At 48.6% G+C, this 25993-nt stretch carries 30 protein-coding genes; 6 read left to right on the top strand and 24 right to left on the bottom strand.

Translation table 11 applies throughout. The annotated features are described in order from the left end of the window. Positions 1-114: 114 nt before the first annotated feature. Positions 115-2316, bottom strand: coding sequence for a SpoIIE family protein phosphatase (locus HNR50_RS09080; RefSeq protein WP_184746058.1), 2202 nt, complete (start codon positions 2314-2316; stop codon positions 115-117). A gap of 57 nt (positions 2317-2373) precedes the next feature. On the opposite strand from HNR50_RS09080, the gene HNR50_RS09075 reads away from it, so the two are divergent. After that, a complete protein-coding gene (locus tag HNR50_RS09075; RefSeq protein WP_184746056.1) occupies positions 2374-3252 on the top strand; it encodes a GGDEF domain-containing response regulator in 879 nt (292 codons plus the stop codon). Here the strand turns inward: HNR50_RS09075 and HNR50_RS09070 are convergent. The 10 genes from HNR50_RS09070 to HNR50_RS09025 all read right to left on the bottom strand — a co-directional run bounded on the left by HNR50_RS09070 (position 3236) and on the right by HNR50_RS09025 (position 7662). Beyond that, entirely contained in the window at positions 3236-3493 is a 258-nt protein-coding gene (locus HNR50_RS09070; protein ID WP_184746054.1) for a YkgJ family cysteine cluster protein, read from the bottom strand. The genes HNR50_RS09075 and HNR50_RS09070 overlap by 17 nt on opposite strands. Beyond that, the gene (locus HNR50_RS09065) at positions 3490-4140 is read right to left on the bottom strand and encodes an HD domain-containing protein (protein ID WP_184746052.1); all 651 of its coding nucleotides are present in this window, start codon (positions 4138-4140) and stop codon (positions 3490-3492) included. Before HNR50_RS09065 ends, HNR50_RS09070 begins: the two co-directional genes overlap by 4 nt. Before the next feature lie 5 nt (positions 4141-4145). Next, the gene (locus HNR50_RS09060; protein WP_184746050.1) at positions 4146-4601 is read right to left on the bottom strand and encodes a DUF1801 domain-containing protein; all 456 of its coding nucleotides are present in this window, start codon (positions 4599-4601) and stop codon (positions 4146-4148) included. A gap of 3 nt (positions 4602-4604) precedes the next feature. Next, positions 4605-5063: a GNAT family N-acetyltransferase gene (locus tag HNR50_RS09055; RefSeq protein ID WP_184746048.1), complete on the bottom strand. Its 459-nt coding sequence runs from the start codon at positions 5061-5063 to the stop codon at positions 4605-4607. Continuing rightward, positions 5060-5755, bottom strand: coding sequence for a class I SAM-dependent methyltransferase (locus HNR50_RS09050; RefSeq protein WP_184746046.1), 696 nt, complete (start codon positions 5753-5755; stop codon positions 5060-5062). The genes HNR50_RS09055 and HNR50_RS09050 overlap by 4 nt, the downstream gene beginning before the upstream one ends. After that, entirely contained in the window at positions 5755-6009 is a 255-nt protein-coding gene (locus tag HNR50_RS09045) for a hypothetical protein (RefSeq protein WP_184746044.1), read from the bottom strand. The genes HNR50_RS09050 and HNR50_RS09045 overlap by 1 nt, the downstream gene beginning before the upstream one ends. Before the next feature lie 3 nt (positions 6010-6012). Then, complete coding sequence (locus HNR50_RS09040; protein WP_184746042.1) at positions 6013-6579, bottom strand: DUF1349 domain-containing protein; 567 nt, start codon at positions 6577-6579, stop codon at positions 6013-6015. 83 nt (positions 6580-6662) lie between these two features. Then, complete coding sequence (locus HNR50_RS09035) at positions 6663-6887, bottom strand: hypothetical protein (RefSeq protein WP_184746040.1); 225 nt, start codon at positions 6885-6887, stop codon at positions 6663-6665. Continuing rightward, positions 6884-7369, bottom strand: coding sequence for a DUF6530 family protein (locus HNR50_RS09030; protein WP_184746038.1), 486 nt, complete (start codon positions 7367-7369; stop codon positions 6884-6886). The genes HNR50_RS09035 and HNR50_RS09030 overlap by 4 nt, the downstream gene beginning before the upstream one ends. 92 nt (positions 7370-7461) lie before the next feature. Next, positions 7462-7662: a YwbE family protein gene (locus HNR50_RS09025; protein ID WP_184746036.1), complete on the bottom strand. Its 201-nt coding sequence runs from the start codon at positions 7660-7662 to the stop codon at positions 7462-7464. A gap of 221 nt (positions 7663-7883) precedes the next feature. Between HNR50_RS09025 and HNR50_RS09020 the strand changes: the two genes are divergently transcribed. The 5 genes from HNR50_RS09020 (at position 7884) to HNR50_RS09000 (ending at position 12889) form a co-directional block, all read left to right on the top strand. Next, a complete protein-coding gene (locus tag HNR50_RS09020) occupies positions 7884-9083 on the top strand; it encodes an AGE family epimerase/isomerase (protein ID WP_184746034.1) in 1200 nt (399 codons plus the stop codon). Continuing rightward, positions 9076-10236 carry a glycoside hydrolase family 130 protein gene (locus tag HNR50_RS09015; protein WP_184746032.1) on the top strand — a complete coding sequence of 387 codons (1161 nt, stop codon included), beginning with the start codon at positions 9076-9078 and terminating at the stop codon, positions 10234-10236. Before HNR50_RS09020 ends, HNR50_RS09015 begins: the two co-directional genes overlap by 8 nt. 117 nt (positions 10237-10353) lie before the next feature. Continuing rightward, positions 10354-11028, top strand: a complete 675-nt coding sequence (locus HNR50_RS09010; protein WP_184746030.1) for a FecR family protein — start codon at positions 10354-10356, stop codon at positions 11026-11028. After that, entirely contained in the window at positions 11021-11782 is a 762-nt protein-coding gene (locus HNR50_RS09005) for a hypothetical protein (protein WP_184746028.1), read from the top strand. Before HNR50_RS09010 ends, HNR50_RS09005 begins: the two co-directional genes overlap by 8 nt. Positions 11783-11959: 177 nt before the next feature. After that, complete coding sequence (locus HNR50_RS09000; RefSeq protein WP_184746026.1) at positions 11960-12889, top strand: hypothetical protein; 930 nt, start codon at positions 11960-11962, stop codon at positions 12887-12889. Between the two features lie 110 nt (positions 12890-12999). Here the strand turns inward: HNR50_RS09000 and HNR50_RS08995 are convergent, their stop codons facing one another. The 13 genes from HNR50_RS08995 to HNR50_RS08935 form a co-directional block, all read right to left on the bottom strand. Continuing rightward, positions 13000-13779 carry an EFR1 family ferrodoxin gene (locus HNR50_RS08995; RefSeq protein ID WP_184746024.1) on the bottom strand — a complete coding sequence of 260 codons (780 nt, stop codon included), beginning with the start codon at positions 13777-13779 and terminating at the stop codon, positions 13000-13002. Continuing rightward, entirely contained in the window at positions 13776-14222 is a 447-nt protein-coding gene (locus HNR50_RS08990; protein WP_184746022.1) for a MarR family winged helix-turn-helix transcriptional regulator, read from the bottom strand. Before HNR50_RS08990 ends, HNR50_RS08995 begins: the two co-directional genes overlap by 4 nt. A 235-nt stretch (positions 14223-14457) precedes the next feature. Next, positions 14458-14940 (bottom strand): GNAT family N-acetyltransferase, encoded by a 483-nt coding sequence (locus HNR50_RS08985; RefSeq protein ID WP_184746020.1) that lies wholly within the window; start codon positions 14938-14940, stop codon positions 14458-14460. After that, entirely contained in the window at positions 14933-16480 is a 1548-nt protein-coding gene (locus HNR50_RS08980) for a sigma-54 interaction domain-containing protein (RefSeq protein WP_184746018.1), read from the bottom strand. The genes HNR50_RS08985 and HNR50_RS08980 overlap by 8 nt, the downstream gene beginning before the upstream one ends. Next, positions 16464-17600: a LeuA family protein gene (locus HNR50_RS08975; RefSeq protein WP_184746016.1), complete on the bottom strand. Its 1137-nt coding sequence runs from the start codon at positions 17598-17600 to the stop codon at positions 16464-16466. The genes HNR50_RS08980 and HNR50_RS08975 overlap by 17 nt, the downstream gene beginning before the upstream one ends. 142 nt (positions 17601-17742) lie before the next feature. Then, on the bottom strand, positions 17743-18051 hold the full coding sequence (locus HNR50_RS08970; RefSeq protein WP_184746014.1) for a (2Fe-2S) ferredoxin domain-containing protein: 309 nt from the start codon (positions 18049-18051) through the stop codon (positions 17743-17745). A gap of 47 nt (positions 18052-18098) precedes the next feature. Next, the gene (locus tag HNR50_RS08965) at positions 18099-19358 is read right to left on the bottom strand and encodes a radical SAM protein (protein WP_184746012.1); all 1260 of its coding nucleotides are present in this window, start codon (positions 19356-19358) and stop codon (positions 18099-18101) included. 20 nt (positions 19359-19378) lie between these two features. After that, on the bottom strand, positions 19379-20719 hold the full coding sequence (locus HNR50_RS08960) for a nitrogenase component 1 (protein WP_184746010.1): 1341 nt from the start codon (positions 20717-20719) through the stop codon (positions 19379-19381). Beyond that, complete coding sequence (gene nifE / locus HNR50_RS08955) at positions 20712-22073, bottom strand: nitrogenase iron-molybdenum cofactor biosynthesis protein NifE (RefSeq protein ID WP_184746008.1); 1362 nt, start codon at positions 22071-22073, stop codon at positions 20712-20714. Before nifE ends, HNR50_RS08960 begins: the two co-directional genes overlap by 8 nt. A gap of 207 nt (positions 22074-22280) precedes the next feature. After that, complete coding sequence (nifK, locus tag HNR50_RS08950) at positions 22281-23663, bottom strand: nitrogenase molybdenum-iron protein subunit beta (protein WP_184746006.1); 1383 nt, start codon at positions 23661-23663, stop codon at positions 22281-22283. Continuing rightward, positions 23641-25266, bottom strand: coding sequence for a nitrogenase molybdenum-iron protein alpha chain (nifD, locus tag HNR50_RS08945; RefSeq protein WP_184746004.1), 1626 nt, complete (start codon positions 25264-25266; stop codon positions 23641-23643). Before nifD ends, nifK begins: the two co-directional genes overlap by 23 nt. Before the next feature lie 11 nt (positions 25267-25277). Then, the gene (locus tag HNR50_RS08940) at positions 25278-25655 is read right to left on the bottom strand and encodes a P-II family nitrogen regulator (protein ID WP_184746003.1); all 378 of its coding nucleotides are present in this window, start codon (positions 25653-25655) and stop codon (positions 25278-25280) included. Between the two features lie 9 nt (positions 25656-25664). Further along, entirely contained in the window at positions 25665-25985 is a 321-nt protein-coding gene (locus HNR50_RS08935) for a P-II family nitrogen regulator (protein ID WP_246433914.1), read from the bottom strand. Positions 25986-25993: the final 8 nt, after the last annotated feature.

The following is a 25993-nucleotide window of genomic DNA, read 5'->3' as shown; positions in this document are numbered from 1 at the left end:
TGATTGAACTCAAAGAGAATATTCGTGTTCACAAGCAAGAGAATATCTCCACAATTGTTACAAACTTTGTGTAACTATAATAAGTTTGAGTGAAGATTTTCAATTAATCAAATTTTATTCATTGGAAATTCGGACACGCCTCTCTTTCTTCCCCAGAACAAGAGTGACGCTGTTGCCTTTATCGGAGTATGCGAGGCTATCCACATAGACACGGGAAATCCAAATGCCCCGACCGTGAGTGTATTCCTGCGGATTATCCTCTTCCATAAGCTCCTCCAGAACTTCCGTGGGGTCGGACAGCTTCCCGCAGTCAAATCCCTGTCCCTGATCGGTAATGGAGAATTCAATGGTTTGACAGCTCACAGATCCTTCAACCACTACGTTTTTTAACACATCATTTTTGTTTCCATGGACCACGGCATTAATGACCATTTCGTCGAGGGCGATTGCCATGGGCGTAACCTCGTCATACCTGTAATCATATTTTTCCAGCAGATCACGGATCTGATCGTGTATGTCTTTCCACTGTTCCAGACTTGAAAATTTATAGGAAAGCCTGACTGGAGGCTTGTACTCCAGAAGGAGAAGAGTCATATCATCGCTCGTATTAAAGCCTTCACTGTCATCGAGCAGATGTTCAACTATATAGTTTAAATGGACTCCGAGATTTTTCTCGCTGTGTTCCAGAAGATGACGGATCGGTCCCGTATCGTAGTGAATGAGCCCATCATCGAGAATTTCCATCAGAGCATCGGAAAAGAGAATCAGCCGGGCATCCTGTTCGAGTTTAAAACTTTTCCTCTCGTACTCCGGTTTTTCCTCATATCCTATGTGCAGTCCCGCAGCATGAGGAAGGCGCTCGACCGCACCTTTTCTGCAGATGAGAGGATTGGTCGCATTGGCGCTGGAATAGTAAACCATTCCTTCTTCGCAATCGATCACCATGACAAACATGGTGGGAAACTGATCTTCATCGGCCGTCAGGGCAAAATGGCGGCTCACTTCAGTCATAAAGAGATCGGTCCTGTTGCCATTATAAAGATTGTGGATATGGGGCTCTGTCAGGCTGAGCAGAAGCGACGCATCCATGGAAGCCCGAATGCCGTGATCCGTACAGTCTCCCAATATAAAAATGAGTTTATTGTCACAAAGCCCTTTCAGGACCCGGAAGAAATCACCGCCAAGATTCTCACAGGGAAAAAACAGGCCTTCTATATTGAATGAATCATCGAAAGGCAGTTTTTTCTGAATATAACTGTTCTGCAGAATAACCGCTTTGCGCAGCAGTTCCTGCTTCTCCTTAAGGTCCTCAACAATCTGCTTCTGATACTCAACCTGCCTGGATATATCGATAAAATGCCAGATACTGCCCAGAAGCTGATCCTCTTCATCGTATATGGGTGAGAGTCGGAGAAGGACCGTAAGCGGCATGCCGTCAGACTTGCGGACTTCAACCGTATCGCTCCAGCTTTTCCCCTCTCTGACATAAGCGTTCAACTGCTCGTATAATCCTCTGTCGGGAAAGAGATTATCCAGTCCGGCAGCCATAATTTCAGCAGGGGAAAAACAGAAAAGCTCATCAAACGTCGTATTCCTGAAATACACATCGCCATTGGATCTGGTTATCGTCATGGCGTCGTTCGAACTGTTGACCGCATGCTTGATGATGAGAAGTTCCCTATGAGCCTCAACAGCTTTCTGCCTTTCTATTACCGCGTCTTCCGCCAGGCTCAGGGCGTTCTTTCTCAGTTCCGCGGGATCGGAAAGATCCGTATTATTGTTGAAATCCTCTTCTCTGAAATCTCTGTAGACCTCCCCCCATCCCAGACGGGTGGTTAAATCATTGATTTCTTTTTTTATATCGCGGATTCTCGCTTCCCGTCCCTCCATAAGGCGGTTGGCTTTTTCCGACAGCTCCAGAGCTTCCTTCATCTGCCGTTCCGTTTCAGAAAAAGTCTTTTTTATATTTGAAATATCATAATAGGTTTCAAGCAGGAAAACCCTGCTGCGGAGCCGGACTGTGCGGAGGGATTTGACTACAGGAATAAATGAACCGTCGGAATGGCTGATATAGGCCAGTTCTTCATCAACAATATGATCATGAGCGCAATCGGCGCATTTGATACCGGATTCGGCACAGATCGTTCCTTTGCAATTTCGGCCCGAAAGCTCACTGAAAGGGATGCCCACCAGCTCGCCTGCCTTTTCGTTGGCAAAAACAATGGTTCCGCTTTCTATATCGATAAGAAAGAGAGCTGTCCGAACCGCCATGAGAAGAGAAGACAAATCTCCCTGAACGAAGGAAGGTTGTTCCATACTTTTTAAATGGTAATTCATGGAATGTTGCATGGCAACTTGTACTATAATAAATGCATGGACGTAATTCGGGTTCTGATTCTGGAAGATGACAGATATATTCAGGAAGTGGTCAGGGCACAGCTTGAAAAGTCAAAAATCTGGAAATTCCAAATGACTTTTATCGAGTATATGGAAGAAGCTCTGAAACTGAAGGATACGGGACTCTTCGATATTTTCCTGGCAGATCTGGAACTGCCGGACAGCACAAAAGACTCGACTTTAAGAATTCTCAAAAACGAGTTCCGCCAGATTCCTTTCGTCATACTGACCGGTCATGACGATGACAGTCTGCTGCTCCAGAGCCTGGAGGCGGGAGCCAGTGATTATTTGAGCAAAGAATACCTCAGTCAGGGAGCGCTGCTGTCGCGGACATTGTTCAACGCTCTGGAACATTGGAAGATTCTCCAGGAACTGGAATACACAGCGACCCATGACACTCTGACAGGAGCGGTAAACAAAAGCCATTTTATGAAAATTCTCAAAGGGAAAATCGAAATGGCCGCCTATGATGACAAGCCCTTCTGTCTGGCTATGTGCGATCTCGACGATTTTCGCAATATCAATAACAGCTACGGACATATGACCGGAGACAGGGCCCTTATACTTTTTGTCGAGACGGTCATGGAGAGGATAAGGACAAAAGATACCATGGGCCGTTTCGGCGGTGATGAATTCTGCCTGATTTTCCCCGATACGGAAAAAGAAAAGTGCCGCCGGTATCTGAATAAACTGACGAGCCTGAAAATAGAACTGCCCGGCATGATCCCCGTAAAAGGCAGTTACGGAGGCGCCCAGTTCCATAAGGGAATGAGCGCCGAGGAACTGATCATTACTGCGGACAAAGCCCTGTATCAGGTTAAAAGCGAAGGAAAGGGATTCAGCCGGGTGCTGTAAGCCTTTCCAGCTCCTCTAGATAGGCTAGAGCTTCCTCTCTGGTCTCTCCGCACATTTCGTGGTCCGGCCTTAATTCGCGGCAGACCTGCGGGTAATCTGCTCTACCGTGAATCCGGCAACCGTACTTTTCATCGAGATGTATACACCTTTCTCCGGCTTTTTTACCGTCGGGCATTCCCGGAATCGGTGATGAAATGGAAATAGCTATACAGCAGGCTCCGCAGCCCTTCCGGCAGGTCACAGTTCACCGTCCCATTCACGGTAGAACTCTTCGAGGAAGGTTTCGAGGAAACTGTGACGGTGCTCTGCCATTTTCCGGCCCGTCTCCGTATTCATCCTGTCTTTCAGTAGAAGAAGCTTCTCATAAAAATGATTGATAGTAGGCGCTGTGCTGTTCTTGTATTCCTCGCGGCTCATAGTGAGGTTCGGCGGAATGGCGGGATTGTAAATTTCCCTGTTTTTAAAGCCGCCGTAATTGAATGTTCTGGCTATGCCCACCGCTCCCAAAGCGTCAAGGCGATCGGCATCCTGAATGATATCCAGCTCGGGAGACCGGAAGAGCTGTTCCCCTCCCCCTTTGAACGATATGTGAGTTATGATATTTTCAATGTGTTCTATGGTATTTCCATCGATCTGCTTCGATTCCAGAAATCGACTGGCAACTGCCGGCCCAAGGGACTCGTCTCCATTGTGGAATTTCGAATCGGCGATATCGTGAAGCAAAGCCCCCAGTTCGACAATAAAGGCATCGGCTTTTTCAGTATTATTGATATGTACAGCCAGCTTTCTGACCCGGTCGGTATGCCACCAGTCGTGCCCGCCCTCGGCGCCATCCATCTCCTCCCGTACAAATTTCTCTGTCAGGGCTATGATCCTGTCTTTATCCATAGGGGCTATTTTTTCACAGATGACTCGTAAATTTCAATCCACTGACTGACTGTTATTTTCGTAGCCAGCTCGCCAATAAGCCCGAAGGGGATATCGTCCATTTTTTTAAGGCGGATACAGCTTTTCCCCATATCGAGTTTTGTCCGGCAGGTTTTGGCGTATTCCTCCCGGAACCAGTTCAGCAGATTTTCATCCGAGTAGATTCCCATATGATAGAGGGCGATAAAATTCTTCTGGGAAGCCAGGCTGATAAAGGGAAGCGGCTCTTCGGGCTTGCAGTGATACCCAGCGGGATAAATGGAATGGGGAACCACAAATCCGGGCATGCCGTAACTCATTTCTTCGGCGAACCCCTCCGGCAGATTATCGAGAATGACCTGACGGATTTTCCGGAAGGCGTCCTTTCTCTCTTCGGGGATCTGATCCATATATTCCTGAACATTGGATGCCGATATCTGCATATTCTATAACTCCTTGTCTACCCAGATGGTTTCGCTTGTGACAAAACCGTTCTTTCTATAGAGGCTTAACGCCGCATCATTTTTCAATCCCGAGGAACAGGCTATATAGACAAGATCGTTCTCCCGGCACCAGGAGTCAATAAAATTCAGGATTTCCGTAGCCACACCCCTATTGCGTAATAACTCATCCACATACAGTTCATTTATCCAGAGATAATCTCCTCCCGATTCCAGTCCGGAACAGATATTGGCGAAGGCAAAGGCTTCCGGTTTCCCTCCGGTATCAGATTTGAGAAATAGAACGGCTCTGCTGCTTTCTTTCAGAGCGTTGATCAGTCCCTTCCGAAGTCTTTCCTTATCAGGATCAGCACCGTAGGTTGCCATCTGCTGGCTCATCAGAAAGATAAGAGCATCGGGATCGGAGATATCATCAAATCGGGAAATGACTTTGATAAGATTCATACACTCTTGTACCAGAGTCCGGTAAACTCTTTGACCATAGGCGACCTCTTTTCCCGAATGGCCTCTTCAGCTTCTGCACCGAAAAAGAACCCGCAGATGCGCGCCGCTTCCTCTACGGAATTGAATTTGTAATCAGTGGGAATCACAACCCTCGTAAAACCGTATTTTTCTTCTAGAAGACGGTAATACTCTTTCAGAATCTCAGTGGGAGGACCGGGTTCTTCGGCATTTGTCCCGAGCGTTTCGATCAGGATGACCGTTCCACCGGGATTTACCAGGTTCAGACTCGAATTAATCAGTTCATCGGCCTTATCGACATAACCATCGACAAAATCGGATACGGTATGGCCGAAGCTCCACCCTTCGATAAGGAAATCTCCCGTCTCCTCGAGCAAGCCGATATCATTATTGTCACAAAAACCGAAAGTTATTTTTTCACTGAGTTCACTCAGATTGACCTTCGCTTTATCGAGCATATGGCCTGACCGGTCGTAGCAGAGGATTTTCTTTGCTGAAGGCCCGTACATAGCTGTGAGCCTTCCTGTACCTGTTCCGAACTCCAGGACCTTTTTTCCCCGGAAATCGAACAACTGGTTCAGCTTCGCCGGAAGATTCTTATCATGGTCTTCAAAACGCAACAGCTCATCGTATTCATAGGAGTGCTTGTCATAGATTTCGTACATGGTCGGCATTATTTCTTCACTCCTATTATGAAAAGGGAATCGCCATCTTCAAACTCTGTGTATTTTTCCATATCAACAATCTTTCCGCCGATCCAGAAGCTGTGGATGATCACGCCTTTATCGGTAAGGATCCGGCGCTGACCTTTGAAAACCTCTTTTAGCTCCCCGAGAGGAATATGCTGATAGACTTTGCGGGAAAAATCATAGCCTTCGGCCATTTTGCAGTACTGCTCCACTCCCTCGGGTGTTTGGTAGATTTTCATCATTCACTCCAGAATGTAATTGTCAAAAAAGGCGTCAAAGGAACTTTCCATGGGGCTGCAGGCATACACTCCGACAGAGATCTCCGAAAAAGGTTCATGGAGATGGGCGATCCTGAGCTGATGCCACTCCATACCGTCTTTCGAGTAATCGATGAAAAAATCCTGACTCTCTTTCTTTATGCGGTACCACATCAGGCTGATGCCGCCGAAGACGTCGACCGTAGCCCAGTCGGAATAACCATGATTTGTCACAACAGATCCGAGCCTCGAATGCTTCTCTGTTTCAAATTCCGTGGATGCTTTGATCCAGTTCTCCTCGTCGAGACGGATGATCAGGCCGCATTGGTCGTACTGCCTGTTCCCTGAAAATTCAGTCCGGACCGATAACGTAAAATCACCGCTGGCCGGGGTGAGAAGACAGTGGCCGTTGTCCCTTCTGAAACCGTAATGGGTGCGCTGCCAGAAGTCCGTATGGGGAGAAGTCCGTATTTTCAACCGCTTATCGAGAATTTCGAATTCGGGTTCGTTGAACCATATATATCTATCTGATATTTTGCCGCTTTTTATCATGGCGCCTCCGGAAATCTGATCTGATCTGTCGGTAAAACGGGTAGAGACTTCACATCTACTGATAGTAAATGATAGTTTACCGATCAGAAACCGACAAGTCCCCGGTCAATTAGATTTCTACCGAGATTAATAGCTTCTTTTGCCGCTTCGATCTCCAGAATATAGTGGATGCCGTCCTCAGCAGAGAAACGGACAGTATGCCGCTCTCCGCCGACAATCCGGGAGATTATTACATTGACGGAATACCTCCCGGACCGCACCTTTTTCGGCAGCGGTTCGAGTGAGTATTCACCGTAGGATTCGGTCACCGGACCATTCCCAGTTCTTTCAGGATTCCGCCGAGGACCTGCATCCGCTCGCTCAGGATTTCATCGTCCTTGTGAAGGCAATCATCAAACAGCTTGATGTCATCTTCCAGCTTGTCATTATCGGTGCAGATGGAAAAATTCATAGCTCCCCCCTGCAGACCTATGCGGTCCAGATGGGGATATCCGGGATAGTCCTTCTCGTTCATATGGTAGCGTTCCTGGAAAAAGAGCTTGGCCCGCCCTATCATAATGGCCAGATCGAGGACTCTGTGGAAAGGCAGCTCTTCCGACTGGCGGGACCACTTCTCTCCCGTATGGCGCCAGATTTTCGCCGATATGTCCACATTGCCCCTGTCGTTCCACTGGGCCAGGCCCAGGGAGAGCCCCATGGCATCGGTGTCGCCCGATTTTCTACCGTCTATTTTATCGTAATCCTCTGAAACGATGACCGGTTTGTGTTTCAGGTCAGCTGGTATTTTCATATTTACTCCTCTACTAAATTAGTAATTTACTAAATTAATAATGGGAAACGACAATCCTGTCAAAGGAAAATTTAATTAGATTCCTAAATTGCTTACTGATGAATCTCTTTCACGCGCCCCACCTGACCATCGGTCAGTCTGACTTTGATGCCGTGGGGGTGAAAAGAGCTGTTTGTCAGAATATCCCGGACCACGCCTTCAGTCAGATCACCGGTTTGCTGATCTTTTTTGAGAACAATGGATACGGAGAGTCCCGCTTTTATATCCGCCCTGTTTCTTCCGTCTTGACTCATAAAACCTCCGTTCAGCGAAATGCCGGAATGTTATGATTGGTTTTTCCGATTGTCCCGGCCTCTTTTTGTTTTTTATGGCCTTCATAACAGAAAGTGTAATCACGGACCCGGAGTTTAGCCATGTGATTTTATTTGAGAATATGGCAATATGCGAGAATTTGCAGGTTGGTTTTTATTCCAACTAACATCCTTTTGCTGTATAATCATCTTCGGAGGGTCGAATGAACTGGCAAATATTCAAGAAGGATGTCGAAGCTGAACTTCACAAAAATATACTCAACTACTGGATGAAACATATGCGCCACATGAACGGCGGAGTATACGGAGAAATATCAAATGACAATATCCCCGATGCTGAATCGCCCACAGGACTGGTTATGACCTCGCGTTTTCTCTGGACCTACTCGGAAGCATACAGAATGACAGAACGACCGGAATACCTGGAATTCGCTTCGGAGTTATATAATATTCTCATCTCCACGTTGACAGATCCTGATTACGGAGGATTCTACTGGCTGGTTGACCGTGAAGGAAAGCCAGTCGACGACAAGAAAGTCCTCTACGGGCAGGCATTCGCTCTTTACGGACTGAGCACCTATCAAATGGTAAACCCCTCAGTGGAAACAGAAAAACTATGCTCCCGGATCTTCGCCTATCTGGAACAATACGGACGGGACAGAGACAAGGGCGGCTATTACGAAGCCTGTAACCGCGACTGGTCCTATGGAGGCGTGAACAATCTGGGCGCCGATGATATGGCCTGCGAGAAATCCATGAACACAAACCTCCATATGCTCGAGGCCTACACCCGCTATTATCTGCAGAGCCGGAGAGAAGATGTCAGGGAAGCGCTGGTCTCTCTGATCAGAATCATTACCGATAAGATCTACGATCGTTCAACCGGTCATCAGAAACTTTACTTCTCGAAAGACTGGACCCCCGCGGGCGATGTGGAATCCTATGGGCACGATGTGGAGACGAGCTGGCTCCTGTGGGAAGCTCTTCAGATCCTCGGAGATGAAAATTTGCAGGTAGAGTACAGGGAAACTGTGTTAAGACTTCTCGATGTATCGAGCGCAAAAGCCACAGCTCCCGACGGAAGCCTCTACAATGAAAAACACGACGGGCACCTCGACAGAACCAGGATATGGTGGGTCCAGGCGGAATACGCCGTCAGTCTTCTGAACAGCTGGGAGATGACCGGCATAGAGGATTATCTTCATAAACTGGAAAAGCTCTGGGATTATATTGTGAATGTTCAAACCGACAGAAAAAACGGAGAATGGTTCTGGGGAATCAATGATGACGGATCAGTCATGAACCGGGAAAAAGGCGGAATGTGGAAAACGCCTTATCACAATGGCCGGGCCTGTATGGAACTGCTTCACAGAATAGAGAAACAGGAGAAAATAAATGTTTAAAGAGAGAAAAGCTAAGGTAGAGAAAGCCCATGCGGAGCTTCTGACCCTGAAAAACGAACCGGTCCTTCCCGGGAATGGAATATATACAAGATATAAATATCCCATTCTGACAGCGGAGCACACGCCGCTGGACTGGCGATACGATTTAAATGAAACAACCAACCCCTATTTCATGGAGAGAATGGGCATCAATGCAGTTATGAACTCCGGTGCCATCAGAATCAAGGGAAAATACTACCTGATGTGCCGGATCGAGGGAATGGACAGAAAATCCTTCTTCGGCCTGGCGGAAAGTGATGACGGAATCCACTTTAGCTTCACCGGAAAGCCCCTCCTGATGCCGGAGAACCCCCGCAAAGAGACAAACTCCTACGATATGAGACTGACGCAGCACGAAGACGGTTGGATATACGGCATTTACTGCGCCGAACGGAAGGATCCCGATGCGGCTCCCGGCGATACGGCCAGCGCGGTCGCCAGCGCCGCCATGATCCGGACAAAAGATCTGGAAAACTGGGAACGGCTCCCGGACCTGAAGACGCCTTCGTCACAGCAGAGAAATGTGGTTCTCCACCCCGAATTTGTAAAAGGGAAATATCTTCTCTACACAAGGCCTCAGGACGGATTTATCGACACGGGATCGGGGGGTGGAATATCCGTCGGCTACTGCGACGATATGACCGATGCGGTTATCGAAAGGGAAACCGTTCTCGATGAGAAGATCTACCATACCATTAAGGAAGTAAAGAACGGAGCCGGCGCCCCACCGGTCAAAACCGATGAAGGCTGGCTCCATATTGCCCATGGCGTCCGCAACACGGCCGACGGCCTGCGCTATGTCATTTACGCCTTTATGACCGAGCTCGATGATCCGGAAAAACTGCTTTACACTCCCGGCGGCTATCTCATCGCTCCCAGAGGAAGCGAAAGAGTGGGAGATGTGTCCAACGTCGTATTCACCAACGGTTTGATAGCCGATGATGACGGAAGGCTGTTCATCTACTACGCCTCTTCGGACACGCGAATGCATGTCGCCCTGTCGACAGTAGGACAGCTTGTCGATTACTGCAAAAATACGCCGGCCGATCCGCTGACGTCTCATGAATCGGTTAAGCAGAGATTGGAGATGATAGAGAGGAACAGGTCACTCTAGATAATGATTAGCCGGCTTGTTAAAAAAGCCGGCCAATCATTGTTTTATGAAACAGCTGCGGTTATATTTAGTAATAATAACTATTACTGTTTGCTTTACATAACCAAAGGTTGTCATATGAAAACTTGCAGAATAGGGCTACATAGCCTTGTTTTTCCCACCATTTTAATTCTTTTTACATTCCAGATATGGACTGAATCCCATATATCCTATCTCGAAGGCATGGTGACTATAATAAGAGATAACAAAGAAATATCCGGCGATTTCGGGACTCCGCTTTTCGAGAGAGATCGGATTCTGACCGGTCCTGATTCACTGGCCGTTCTGGAAATCGAATCGCGCTGTACCTTGAAACTGAAATCAGATACGACATTGGTACTGGAAACGGCCGGGCAGTCCATTAATGTCAGCCTCAGACAAGGCGGACTGTTCTCAAGAATCAAAAAACTTCTGGGAAAGGAATACAATGTGCGGACCGGCGATACGGTAGCGGGAGTCCGGGGTACGGAATTCTTTGTCGCTTTCGGAGAAACCATCGAGGAAACGCCGGATATCTGGCTCTGCGTCAATGAAGGGGCTGTCGAGGTGGCTCTGCCCGCAACCGGAGAATCTCTCATAGTCCGCGAAGGCGAAGGGATAACCATACCAGCCGGGAACCGACTGACAACACCCCGCTCCTACAGCTGGACGGCAGATCTGAACTGGAACATCGACCCGGATAAGGGGGAGTTGAAGGACGAAACTGACCTGAGCGGAGCTTATGCGGACTTAAGGGATTTTGATTATGATTGATAAAAAAAGATCCAGGCTGTTACTGATACTGATACTTCTCTCTGCTCCGGCTCTCTTCAGTTGGACTTATGAAGAGAATCAATGGGAATTTCCAGCCCGATTGGCCTTAATGGGAAAAATCAACCGGTTCAACCCCTATATTGAACTGCAGGGGATGTATCATTTACCGGAAGGGCGGTTCCGCTATGCCTCCATGACAGCCGGCTCCTACATAAAGGTTGCGCCATGGCTGAAAATGGGGGCTTTTTATACGTTCCAAACCGGGGCGAGACACCTGGAAGACTGGAGTTTCACTGCCGGTCCTCCGGACAGTCACTGGTGGGAAGATACAGCGGGGAGAACGGAACATCTCATTACTTTTGATGCCACTCCGCGGTTTCTTCTCGATTTTCTGCCGGGAAGAAACTGGTTAGCGCCGATAAAAATACGGTATATCTATAATGTCTCTGAAAATCTCCACAATCTCTTGGTCCGACCGGGAATTACCTTTGTGGTCATGCCTGACAGAACTCCGCTTTTAACCATATCACTGAACTACTCCCTCTATTTCGCTCTCAATTGGGGAGAAGCACCGTTGTATTCCCACGGGCCCTACCTATCGCTGATCGGACATGTGAATGAATGGTTCAAGATCGAGGGGAGAGCGTCCTACCGATATGCCAGATACGCTGTGGAGGATAACGGTTCATGGATTCTGAACAGTTCGGTATTTACATTCGGTCTGGGGTTGATTTTCACACCGGATTTTTCATGAATAAAATAACATAAATGTTCACCCTTTTGCAATTTAATACATTTATGTATCTTTATCACATGTTGGAATGCCTGGGACTTGAACAACAAATTCATCTATTTTCTTTCCATATAAATATTAAAAAATATAAATGTTACATTTCTTTTGATTTGGTATCCTTTTTGCAATTTAAAGGGCATGAAAACACTGAAAACCGCAAAAGGACTTTATACTTACAGAAATGACGGGTCTCCCGAAACATTTCAGCCCCTTGAAGAATGTCAGATCGAAACATCGGCAGGACATTACACGCCTGCCTACATGGTGGAGGATCACGGCAGAAAAAAACTCTCTCCTGTAAAGTTCCATAAAAACGGCATGATCAAAACCATAGCTCTTCAACGCGCACAGACAGTGAGAACCTCCGTTGGAAATTTCGAAGCGGAACTTCTTACGTTTTATCCCGACGGTTCGCTTCACCGCCTCTTCCCCCTGAACGGAAAAGTTTCCGGTTACTGGAGTGAAAACGATGAGTATAAATTAGCTGAAACGCTTACAATCCCTACATACTGGGGAATCCTGGCGGTAAAACCGATCAATATCGAATTTTATAAAACCGGGTTGCTAAAGAGTCTGACTCTCTGGCCAGGCGAGCGTTCCACTCTGGAAACACCATCCGGTGAAATTCTGATTCGCAAAGGAGTCTCATTCTATAAAGACGGTTCGCTGCATTCCTGCGAACCAGCCGTCCCTGCGGAAGTCCGGACATCAATCGGAAAAATATGGGCATACGACAGTGATATAAACGGACTAGACGGGAGCCGGAACTCATTAGTTTTCACCGAATCCGGTGAAGTGGAGGCTCTGACGACAACCCGTAATGAAGTCACCCTTATGGATGACTGGGGATTCCGATCCACTTTTACACCGGAGAGGAAAAGCAGCCTGTGCGGGGAGAACAGTTATCGCATCGAACCCCTCCGCATCTCCTTTGATGAGAACATGGTAACTTTCCGAAAGGGAACGCGAACAGCGGGAAAGGTTCACCTGAGAAGCCGTTTTACGGTCAACCCCTATATTCCCGGAATCCCGGCTGAGACACCGGATCTGTGCAGCGAAGCGGGTTGACTTCCTTTCCGGTAAGTTATATTACCTGAAACCCGGTTTTCCTTCGTAACCCGGGCTTTTTTGTTTCAAAAACATTTATTGTGGAGCTCTAGAGAAATCAGCCTTGAAATTCAATTGTTTTCTTGTATTTTCAGAAGTATTTCATCGGGCTTGTACTGTTCATATTTAATGCCTTTGTAACTGATGGCGTTTACGGGGCAGCCGTGGAGGCATCTGGTGCAATGCATACAGGATAAATTGAATTTTACTCCATTCTCATTCATCCGGATATTCCTGGTCGGGCAGTTCTTCACACACTTTCCACAGCGAATGCAAGATTCATCGACCCTGTAACTTTTCCCCATGAATCTTGCCATAACCGAAAAAAGTTCTGCAAAAAGATCGAGTTGCAGAATACCTTTGCTGTCGGGTTTAATCGGGGAATCCCAATCTATGGACCTGATAAAATCAGCGCTTTTTTCTGAAATGCTCTTCAATTCTTCTTTAATTATATCGGAAGCCGGCTTTTCGTATGATCCGAAATAATAGTTTCTCGGCATTTCAAAAGCGGCTGTACCATATATTGAATAACCTTTTTTGATTAATTTTAAGCTCATTGATTTGTTTCCAAAGGCATTTTTCAATCCTGCCGAAGTAGTAAAGACAATAGCCTTTCCCGAACATTTATTACTTTCTACATTTCTCAGGAGCCAGCGGATAAGTTTTTCAGGAATATTTCCAGCATAAATCGGTCCTCCCAAAATTAGTAAATCAGTATCGCTCCCGACCGGAATATTCTCTTCAATGGATGATATTGAGATTTCTCCCAATTCCTTTAGAGCCTTCCCCAGTGCTGCCGCCGTAATCGCAGTATTACCTGTTCCACTGAAATATCGTATTTCTATTTTCACCGCTCTTCTCCTCTTCTATATAAATCAAGATTCATATGAATCTTTTCCAGCACCTTGCAGGTTGTCGCAAGATCTTTTTCCGGGATATCAAATGTCAATTGATCCTGCATCTTCCGGAATCCGATAGCAAAATCGTCTCTGAGCTTTTCTGATTTTTCAGTCATATGGATAAGCAACTTCCTCGAGTCTTCAGGATCCTGTTCTGCCGATACAAGATTTTTGGATTTCAGTTTCGAGATGTTTCTACTGACATTTGCTTTATTCAGTCCGATTTTCTTTGCAATAAGATCCTGGCGAATGGGAAGTTCCCGCTCCCCCATTAGAAAAAGAAGCATCATTAGTTGGCCCTGTCCCATGTTCATCTCTTTGAAGAGCTTCTCTGTTTCCCACTTGAGCTCTTTTGCAAGGAATATTATTAAATCGCCCAATTCTTTCTGTTTCATTTTGACACTATACTTCAATTACGTTGCGCACGCAACAGTAAAAGTAAACTAATATGTTAATTTCCTGAATAACATGAATATCTGGATTTGATGAGATTACAGAGATCTATTCATAATAACTATAGCGAGAAGTGTTTTTCCTGTTTTGACAACCTCAATAGGGAGAATCCAGATTGAAATCAGAATCAGGTCGAGCCGTCTGCGGAAGTGATCAGCACCAAGTCAGGATTACTGATCAATCATGATGCAGTTTCTTCCGCCAGAAATGCATCTTCGGCGCCATATCGTCAAATCCGAACTTCTTATACAGATCCTGGGCGATCCCGTTATCCTCGCGAACTTCCAGAGTCAGTCTTGAACAGAGCTGATCCTTACCCTTCTGAACGATATACTCGGTCAAAGCCCGTCCGTATCCCCTTCCCCGGAACTTATCGATTACGCAAAGGTCGTGGATATTAATGATGTTGTCCGTATTGAATGTGGAAAATGATTTGAAGCAAACAGCCCCTCCGGCTATTTCCCCGGATTTCGTGTACAGGAGAAAAACCATAACATTGGGATGAACCAGGAATTGGGTTCGGAGCCTGGCTTTTTCCACTTCCGTATAAGGGACGCCATCGCCCATCTCTCCGGTTTTATAGTTTTCCAGAACCGTGATGATATCGTCGATGTGTTCCGCTTTGTAATAATCGGCATCAATAATTTTATAATCAGCCATTGTAAACTCCCTGTTTCTTGTATTTGTCGATGTTGATTTTGTACTTATCCAGTCTCAGACCGAACTGCCGGTATGTGATCCCCAGATTAGCGGCCGCCTCCTTAATATTTCCGGCCGTCCGTTTCAGCTCTTCTATAACCAGTTCATACTCGAGAATATCCAGCTGGGACTGCAGCCTTCCCGTCTCCCCGGATGGAACTTTTCCGATAGTCTGAAGCGACGGAGGAAGATGATAACTGTGAATCACTTCATCCTCCGCCAGAATAACAGCTCTTTCGATACAGTTCTCCAGTTCCCGAACATTCCCCGGCCAGTGATAGGACATGAGCATATCAATGGCCGGCGTGGATATCCTCTTCACTTTATTATTGGTGATAGATGAGTATTTTTCAATAAAAGTGTCCACCAGCAAGGGGATATCGGTTTTACGCATTCTCAAAGGGGGAACGTTTATGGGAAAAACATTGAGACGGTAGTAGAGATCGAGCCGGAACAGACCTTCATCGACCAGTTCCATCAGATCCCGGTTTGTCGCAGCGACGACTCTCACATCTATTTTTACCGGACTGTTGGTGCCGACTTTTTCCACTTCTTTTTCCTGGAGAACCCGGAGCAGTTTGGATTGAGCCGTCATGGACATCTCGCCTATTTCATCGAGAAATATCGTGCCCCCGTCAGCTGCCTGAAACTTGCCGTCCTTTTCGGCGAAAGCCCCGGTAAACGCCCCTTTGGTATGACCGAAGAGCTCGCTTTCCAGAAGCGATTCCGGCAGCGCCGCGCAATTGAAGGGAATGTAAGGCCGGTCGGCGCGGTTCCCCGAAAAATGAATGGCTCGGGCCACCAGCTCCTTTCCGCTGCCGCTTTCACCGGTGATCAGGACGGTTGAACTCGCGCCTGAGATCTTATCGATGAGATCATACATGTTTCTCATAATTCTTGAATTGCCGATGATATTGCCGGGATTTTTGAGTCCTCTGGCCAATCTGGCCTGAAGCTCTTCATTCTCCCAGACCAGCTGCTGTTCCTCGTGCAACGCCTGATGGAGACGGACGGCCCGGGAAATCATGGTGCTGATAATGGTGAGAATCTTCAGATCGTCTTGTATCGCTTCCTTGATACTGTAGCTTTTATCAATGCTGAGCGAACCGATAACTTCGTTAGTCGTTTTTACGGGGACACAGAGGAAACCGTTGTTTTCCCCTTTTCTGGAACTGCCTGTCCGATTGAGAAACAGCGGATCGTTATCGGTGTTTTCTATCACGATCGGTTCACCTGTCTCTACGACTTTCCCTGTTATTCCCTCTCCCAGCTGATAAATCCCCCGGGCTTTTTCATCTTCGCTCATACCGTAGGAACTGGTCGCAATTATTTCCGAAGTCTTTCTGTTCAGAATCGTCACCATTCCTCTGTTTATAGACATATCTTCGCCCAGCAGATCCATCAAAACCGGGAGAAGTTCTTTCAGGTCTTCTCCCGGAGTGATGGCAGAGGAGATTTTTATAAAGAGGGAAAGATGGTTGCACTTATCGCAGGTACTCATTTTTTCTTCCCTTATTATCTTTGTAAATTTCCAGAACTTCCTGCTGACTTAGGAAATTCTTTTTGCTTCTGGACCGGTTTCTGTAGACATCCATAAGCCCGGCGACGACTTTTTCGCTGTCTCTGATTCCGGCGGCCCGAAGCACGCCGATGACTCCCGCTTTGCCCGAATGGGATCCCACAACTATAGAAGAGGGAGGCAGCCCCTTTTCCCGGGGATCAAAAGGCTGATAGGCAAGAGGATTGCCCAGCTGGCCGTGGCAGTGAATACCCGATTCATGAGTAAAGGCCAGCGTTCCTACAATGGGCCTGTCTACAGCAACAGATCGGCCGGAAAAATCAGCGACCATCGCGCTCATCTCTTTGATCTTATCAAGAGAGATAGATGTATCGAGAGACTTATGAAAGTGAAGAATAAAAGCCAGCTGTTCCAGCGAGGCGTTTCCGGCTCTTTCGCCGATTCCGTTCACTGTCACGTTGATTGAATCAGCTCCGGACTCCAGAGCCGTCAGAGAATTGGCAGCTGCCAGCCCCAGATCATTATGGCCGTGAAAATCTATTACCCCGCTATATGCTGAACGGTAACGGCATATGAGCGCATCAACATCGGAAGGCAAAGCTGTCCCTACCGTATCGGAAAAGCGGATACGGTAAATGCCGAGTTCTTCAGCCAGTGAGCACGCTTCATCGAGCCGGTCTTTTGGAGCCCTGAAACTGTCCTGAAAACCGACGGATACATAGGGAAAAAGATCCTTCGCCATCATCAGGATTCTGAACATTTTAGCCTTGACGTCATCCCAGTAGCCGATCTGCCTCCCCAGATGGTAATCGGAAAGAGGAACGGTAAAGTGGATAAGGTCCGATTTGGCCTTGTAAGCGGCCCGCATGTCCTCTTCCCTGAGCCTTGCCCAGGAGGAAATGCGGGTCGATGAACTCTCAGCGGAAAGACAGCGGATCAGTTCGATCGTCTCGCTCCCCATAATCGGAATTCCCGCTTCTATCTCATCGACTCCGGCTTCCATTAGCTTCATAGCGATATCCCTTTTCTCCCGCAGAGAAAAGGAAACGCCGGGAGCCTGTTCGCCATCGCGCAATGTTGTATCGATAATTTCTTTTTTCATAAGCATTACCTATAAAAAGCAAGATTAGTGCCAATTGATAAAAGACCACTTCAATTACTTTTCAAATAGATAAACAGCCGGATTCAAGTTTTATTCCTACATTATTGTATTCACAAAACGAAATATCTCCATAAATGTATGATTATGAGATCACCAGATCCTCGCAGACCTCTCCCTCTTCCATTGCATCCAGAATAGCATCAAGATCCTCCTCTCCGGTTATTCCGCCGTACCAGGTGTTCTCCGGATAGACGACCATAGCCGGTCCCCTGTCGCAAACTTTGAGGCAACCCGTCGTTGAAATCATGACATCGTGCATTCCCCTGTCCAGCAGTTCATTCTGCATGTACTGGACGAAATCGATGCTTCCCTTTTTATGGCAGATCCCCTGAGGTTCCCCTCCGGCCCTGAAACTTGCGCATACCAAAATGTGTTTTCCCGGTTTTTCCATATTCTTTCTCCTATTATTGATAATTCTCTTTTAATCCATCCAAAGCTTTAACCGCAGCCGTTGCCGCCGCCCGTACACGCCGTCCCGCATCCGCTGCTCCGGCAGCTCATGGAGCTGAGAGAATGGCCCGAATAGATCTTAGAGGCTGCGACATCGAGCAATCCCTCGACCTGATAGACTTTCAGCCCGTTGTTTTCCAGGATTTTCCTCGGGGTGTTTCCCACGCCGTTCACGAGTAAGGCCCGGCAGTCGGAAAAGGATTCGGCCAGTTTTTCCCAGCGCACATCCCCTCCTCCGGATACGGGGGTTTTCCGCCTTTCCATAAGGCTGATCTTACCGTTTCCGTCGAGCTTATATACGGCAAGATCGGACGCTTCACCGAGATGCTGGTTTATGAGAAATCCCTCTCTTGAAGCGACGGCCACATAGGGGCGGTCCTCTTCGGGATGAAGCGGTCTGGACGCCGCATCGAGGAACAGCTCTCTCCACAGGCTCGGATCTTTTTCAGTCAGTTTGCCCACAGCATCGGCGCGGCATCTTTGGCAGTGCTTCATCTGGGGAAGAAATTTCCCCGCTTCCTCTTTGATCTTCCACATGGCATCGTGATCAGGTTCGGTCAGGTTCCCGAAGACCGCCCCTTCCACTGGTATCATGGGGATGCAGTTGAACAGGTCAGCTCCCCTCTTCTTCATTTCCTCGGCGATCCTGGGAATGTGATGATCATTGACACCGGGGATAACGATGGAGTTGATCTTGACCGTTATACCGTGGGCTTTCAGAGATGCTATGGCAGCCAGCTGATTTTCCAGAAGCAGCGTCGCCCCTTCCACACCGCGGAAAGTCCTTTTTCCTCTTCTGATCCAGCTGTAGATTTTACTTCCGATTTCGGCATCGACGGCGTTGACTGTAATGGTCACATGGCTGACTCCGATTTCCGCCAGCCTTGGAATGGATGAGAGCAGGTTCAGTCCGTTTGACGAAACGCAGAGGATCGCATCGGGATGGGCGGCTCTGATTAATTCGAATGTTTTCAGAGTCGGTTCGGGATCGCAGAACGGGTCTCCGGGACCGGCTATACCGGCAACGGAGATAGGCGTCTCTGCGGAGACCTTAGTAAAGAACCACTCGGCCTGACCGGGCGAGAGTATGGTGCTCGTTACTCCCGGTCTGGATTCGTTGACACAGTCGTAATCGCGGTTGCAGAAATTGCACTGCACATTACAGGCCGGTGCCACGGGCAGATGCATCCGCCCATAGTCTTTTGCCGCATTTTTGTTGAAGCATGGATGTCTGGTCTCGTCTATCATATATTACCTCCGATAGCCTATTACAAGTAGGAATATCCTATAGTTGAATCGTCCTGTTTCTTTGTCAGCAGACTGTTGACAATTGTGTCGAGCAGATTGAGAGCTCCACCGTATCCCACATGGAGAAAACGGGGACCGCCGATCCGGTCGTGGATGGGGAATCCGCAGCGGACCAGGGGTATATCCCTCTTTCTGGAGATGGGATACCCTTTGCTGCTTCCGATCATGATGTCGAAATCTTTCCCTTCCATGAGTTCTTCAAGTTCACGGAAATCCACATCGGCTCCGATAAAATCCGGTTCAGTCTCTTCAAGACAGTTTTTCACATATTCTTCAAAACGGGGAAACGGTGTCCCGCAAGCGCAGATGACAGGTATGATTCCGATTTCATCGAGAAAGGAAGCGATACCCGCTACAAAATCCCCATCTCCGTAAATGACGGCTCTTTTACCGAAAGCGTACTTGTGGCTGTCTGCCAGAGCATCAATCAGCCGGGCTCTTTCCCTTACGAGATTGCGGGGAATGTCCTTTCCGCTTTTCTGTGACAGAACATCGATAAACTCATCTGTACCGCGGATTCCGATGGGGGGAAACAGGTCAAAATGCTCCACACCGTATTCCTCTTCCAGCCAGCATGCAGCGCTTATGTCCTCTTTTACATAAGGAGAAAAACTGATGGAGAAATCCGCTTTATGGGCCGCCGCAATATCTTTCTGAGGCGTCCCGCCGGGCGCTATGGGGACATATTCGCCCCAGATTTCACCGTCGAGCGTTTCCGAATAATCGGGCATGACCATGGATTTCTCAAAAAACGAAGCGGCGATTTCTTTCAGATAGCGAAGATCCGCCGGGGAGACCATTGAGGGGAAGATGTTGACAGTCTGCCGTCTTTCTTCGCCTTTCTCCTTTTCAGCGATTACGCTTCTCACAGCCGCATAGAACCCCACAAGATGTGCGCTTGTATAAGTCGGCATGGATACGGAAACGACTTCCGCCGATGTGGTGGAATCGAAATCGCGGCAGTAAGCCCTCAGGTCGTCTCCAATGGTTTCGGAGAGGCATGTAGGCGCCACAACGATCAGTTCGGGATCATACTTGATCGAGACGTTTTCTATGGCGGCGCGGAGATTTCTCTTCCCGCCGAAAACCGCTGATCTTTCATCAAAACTGGATGAGGCTATATCCAGAGGCTCTTTGAAATGACTGATCATATAGCGCCGGATATAGGTGGCGCATCCCTGTGAACCGTGCATGATCGACATGGCATTCTCCAGACCCTTTACGGCCAGACTGACGCCCAGAGGAGAGCAGACTTTGCAGGGATTGGATGTCGAAACGTAATCGGGAGTTTTCTTATTCATGGCTTTTCCTCCTGTTATTGCGGGGAGCGAATTTCCACACCGGGCTCATAACAGAGGAATAGACCTCTTTATAGAAATTGATCATCCCCTCATATCCGGCCAGAGCGATCTTCCTCTCGTGGTTGTGATCGCAGAAGCCGATTCCCAGCTTGTAGGCAATGGGCCTTTCCTTAACCCCTCCGATAAAGAGGTCTGCTTTTTTCTCCAGTACGAACCGCGACAGCTCCAGAGGATTGGAATCGTCCAGAATGACCGTACCGGGATCGCAGAGCTCCTCGAGCTGTTTATAGTCATTCTTGTTACCAGTCTGCGAACCGGCTATGACGACTGACATATCGATAAGCCTCAATGCTTTTATAAGAGAGAAAGCCTTGAAAGCCCCCCCCACGTAAACGGCCGCTTTTTTACCGGCCAGTTTCTCTCGGTAATACTGAATCCGGGGCATGATCACGGAGATCTCTTCGCGGACGATCTCTTCAGCCTTTGTTCTCAACTCGGGATTGAAACTGAAAAAATCGGCCACATCGTAAAGAGCCCGGGACTGATCCTCTATACCGAAGTAGGAAACCCGGATATAGGGGATGCCGTACTTCTCCTCCATATGCTCCGCCAGGTAGGTCAGCGATCCCGAACACTGAACCACATTGAGCGATACGCCGTGAGCTTTGGAGATTTTTCCGATTCTGCCGTCACCGGTCATAACAGAAACAACTTCCACGCCCATTCTTCTGTAATAGTCCTCGATCATCCACGCCTCGCCGGCGAGGTTGAACTCTCCCAGGATATTGATGCTGACTTTGGGAATGCCGCTGATATCGCCGGTTCCGACAATCTTCGCAAGGGCATCGCAGGCCGCTTTATATCCGTCTTTTTTGGTTCCCTTGAATCCTTCCGAATGAACGGGAAGAACGGGAACGCCGAGCTTTTCGGCCGTTCGCTTGCAAACGGCCGCAATATCGTCGCCGATGATTCCGGCGATGCAGGTCGCGTAGACAAACACAGCCGAGGGCTTGTGCAGCTCGCCCAGCTCTGTAATGGCTCTTTCGAGCTTTTTCTCTCCGCCCTGTATAACATCCATTTCCCGCAGGTCTGTGGAAAAACTGAGTCTATGGAGCTCCGGTCCCGAGCTGAGGCTCCCCCTGATATCCCAGGTGAAGGAAGCGCAGCCGATCGGTCCGTGAACGATGTGAAGGGCATCGGCGACAGGGTACAGCACGACTCTCGAACCGCAGAAAACGCAGGCCCGCTGGCTCACCGAACCGGCCAGACTCGACTTCTCACAGGCGATTTCGCCCTGCGACTGCTCTTTGATAAAGATCTGATTTTCTCTGTCCTTCAGTATTGCTGCTTCCATATTTTTACCTCTGCCGAAATAAGCTCGGGAAAACCGTATTTCTTAACTTTTAAGAATTTGTACTGTCGGACCAAAATGTTCAGATTTGGGGTTAATTCAAGGCAGAGTCTGATCCGGCAGCGCAGCATAGCTGAGCTATGTGAGCAGCTCGAGCAAGACTCTAACGCAGAAGTAGCTCCAAAGGTGACATTTCGGTCCGGCACCCACCTACATAACCAATTCAAATTTTTCTTCAGGGGCTTCTCTGTCCATCTGATCCATAATAGCTCCGAGCATTTTGTCCAGAATCCTCATGGCTCCGGCATAGCCGGTCACGGGGAAGTAGCTGTGCCCGATTCTGTCGAGGATGGGGAATCCCATTCTCACGAAGGGTATATTCTCATCCCGGGCGATGTACTTGCCGTAGGTGTTCCCTATTATCAGGTCGACCGGTTCGTTCTTGATCCACTGATGGAGCAGGAACATGTCGGCTCTGGGACCGTTCTTCACGTTGCCGGTTTCGAAATCGTCACCCATGATCTCTTTCATCCTCTCCATGAAATACTTGCCGGGCGTACCGCTGACGATGTGGACCGGTTTCATATCCATGGCGAGAAGGAACTCGGTGAGGGGGATCAGAATGTCCGGATCTCCGAAGAGAGCTACCTTCTTCCCGTGGAGGTACTGCTGCATATCGGTGATGATATCGACGACGCGGCCTCTTTCATCATTTATCGATTCGGGTACGGGGCAGCCGGAGACCTCGCTGACTTTCATCAGGAAACGGTCTGTCGCGTTGATCCCTATGGGCACTTCCATGACCTCGTAAGGCACATCGCATTTCTTTCTCAGCTCTTCGCCGGCCGCTTCGGAGGAGAATTTCCCCAGAGCGAAGGTAAAGCTGCTGGCACCGGAGCGCTTGAGATCGGGAACCGATGCCCCGCCTTTGGGATAGAACTGATGGAACCCCGTCTGAGGCGCATCGAGTACGCCCGACGTATCGGGGAACATGACGAAAGGCACATGCATTTCCGACATCAGTCTTTTAATCTCCCGCATGTCCGAAGGCTCGACCCAGCCGGGGAGAATGTTGACCTGGTCCAGCTCATAGTCCTGCTTTTCCGGAAAATATTTGGCGATGGACGCGCACATATTGGAAAAGCCTGTCACATGGGACCCCACATAGCTGGGTGTGCTGGCATAGATCACATGTTTGCCTGCGGGGATTTTCCCCTCGTCGATGGCTTTCTGCGTTATCTGGCTCACATCATCACCGATTGTCTCGGACAGACAGGTCGTGTGCACGGCGACGATATCGGGATCATAGATTGAAAAAAGGTTATTGAACGACTGAAGCAGATTGCTCTGTCCGCCGAATACCGATGCCCCTTCCGTAAAAGAGGATGTTCCCGCCATAACCGGTTCCTTGTAATGCCTTGTCAATGTGGAACGGTGATAGGAACAGCACCCCTGCGAACCGTGACTGTGGGGAAGACATCCGTGAATCCCCAGAGCCGCGTACATGGCTCCTATGGGCTGGCAGGTCTTGGCCGGGTTTATGGTCAGGGCCTTCCTGTCTTTTACTTCTTTAGGTGTGTGACGCAACAGCATGTTTACCTCTCGCATATTTCGCGCTCATGGCGCTCTGAGTGCTCCAGGGAGCTTTAATCAGACCCCAGACATTCGTATTTACCATTCTCTCGATCTCTTTATAGAAATTGACAGCTCCGTCAAATCCCGCATAAGGACCGCCGTAGTCGTAGCTGTGCAGCTGTTTCAAGGGAATACCCATTTTCTGAACGGCGTATTTCTCTTTGATACCCGCGCAGAAGACATCGGGCTTATAGACTTCCACCAGTTTTTCCATTTCGTAATGGCTGATATCGTCGATAACCAGAGCGCCTTTTTCCATCTGGGCCATCATTCCCTCGTAATCGCTGAACTCCATCCCTTTTTCCATAAGAGCCGCTTTTCTGTCCTGCAGCGCCTGTGAATATCTCTCGGGATCTTTCTCGATATGAAGCTCCTCGATGTTTCTCGAGTCCGCATCGACTTTGATTGAGGGAAGAACCCGTCTTCCTTCGTAATCGTCTCTGTGGGCGAACTCGTATCCCGCAGCGAGAGTTTTCATCCCCAGCTCCGCAAAGAGATCCTGGTAATGATGGGCTCTCGAACCGCCGACAAAGAGCATGGCTGTTTTGCCTTCCGTGCCGGGGCGGTATTTAGCTGCCGCCTCATCTGTCTTGAGCATCTCCTCTGCGATAACCTCTTCTATTCTGGATATCAGCTGGGGATCTTCGAAATAGGCTCCGACTTTCCTCAGGGACTTGGCCGACTGCTCGGCTCCGATAAAGTTCACCTTAGTCCAGGGAACGCCGAATTTAACTTCCATCATCTCCGCTACATAGTTGATGGAACGGTGGCACATAATCAGGTTCAGATCGGCCGTATGGGCATTGGCGAAATGATCGATAGAGGAGTTCCCGCTGAATGTCGCCACCAGCTCGATCCCGCATTTTTCGAAGAGCTCTTCGAGAACGAAAGCGTCTCCCCCGATATTGTATTCGCCGAGCAGATTCACCCGGAATTTGCTGTCGCTGCGGCTGTCATCGTTACCTATGACATGCTTGAAAATCTGGTTGTTGGCTATATGGTGTCCCGCCGACTGGCTGACCCCTTTGTATCCCTCACAGGAGAATCCGAAGACATTGCAGTCGCCGAACTGCGCTTTCATCTCTCTCGCCACTGCGTGGACATCGTCCCCGATCAGTCCGACAGGACAAGTGGAGAAAATCGCGATCGCTTTGGGATGGAAGAGGTCATAAGCCTCCTGGATCGCATCCTTCAGGAGTTTTTCTCCCCCGAAAACGATATTGGAATCCTGCATGTCCGTGGAAAAGCAGTAGGTCATAAAGTTCTCGGATGTCTCATTCTCCGGTCTGGTCTGGTTCCGTCTGGTCAGCCAGGAATAAAATCCGCAGCCGATCGGGCCGTGGGTGATATTCACGATATCCCTGGTCGGTCCCAGAACGACCCCCTTGCACCCCGCATAGGTACAGCCCCTCTGGGTTATGATTCCGGGAATGGTCCGGACGTTGGCCTGAATCTCCTTCACCTCTCCGGGGTCGTTCACCATGGCTGCTTTCTTCCGTTTCCGGTAGACCTTGGTGGGATAGGTCTTCATCATCGTATCGTCAAGTTTTTCAAAACTCATTTTCACTTCCTTCAGTCGAGCGTCACACCGCCCCGTTCGCCGGTACGAACTCTGTAAGAGTCATTGACGGGGAGAACAAAAATCTTCCCGTCACCACTGTTTCCGGTCTGGTTAACCTTGATAAGCGTCTTGACCGCCAGATCCACTTTGTCGTCGTGGACAATCATGGTCAGAAGACGCTTGGGAACAAGCTGCGGAGCATCGCTGAGTTTTGCGATGGCTTCTTCATAGCCTTCAGCCGCTCCCTGCATGATTCTGAAGTCAACCGTCCCCTTCCCGCGGCCGAGGACACGCCCCGTCGCCGTCAGAGAAGGAAACCCGGCGCCGGCCAGGGCTCTTTTCGTCTCGTTGACCTTATTAATCCGGATTACCGCCATTACCTCTTTCACATCGTCCCCCTAGTCTTCTTTAAAACCGGAACTGATCGTGTAGGATTCCATAACCGGAGATACGAATACTTTTCCGTCTCCGTAGTTTCCCGCCTTGCCGGTTTTGGCGATTCCCAGAATAGTATTGATTACCAGCTCTTTGTCTTTGTCCTTGATGACGGAAATCAGAAGATCTTTGGGAAGCTCATCGTAGATGACCTCTCCGACTTTCAATCCGTGCTGCTGTCCTCTTCCGGCAACATTCACTTTGGTGACGGCCGGATATCCGGCATCCATAAGAGCGTCCATTACTTCCTGGCTCTTTTCCGGTCTGACTATTGATCTGATCATTAACATTT

Origin of the sequence: Spirochaeta isovalerica (genome assembly GCF_014207565.1) — a bacterium.
Classification (GTDB): Bacteria; Spirochaetota; Spirochaetia; order DSM-2461; family DSM-2461; genus Spirochaeta_F; species Spirochaeta_F isovalerica.
The sequence above is the reverse complement of the archived record's forward strand: the minus strand, read 5'-3'. Positions and strand labels throughout refer to the sequence as shown.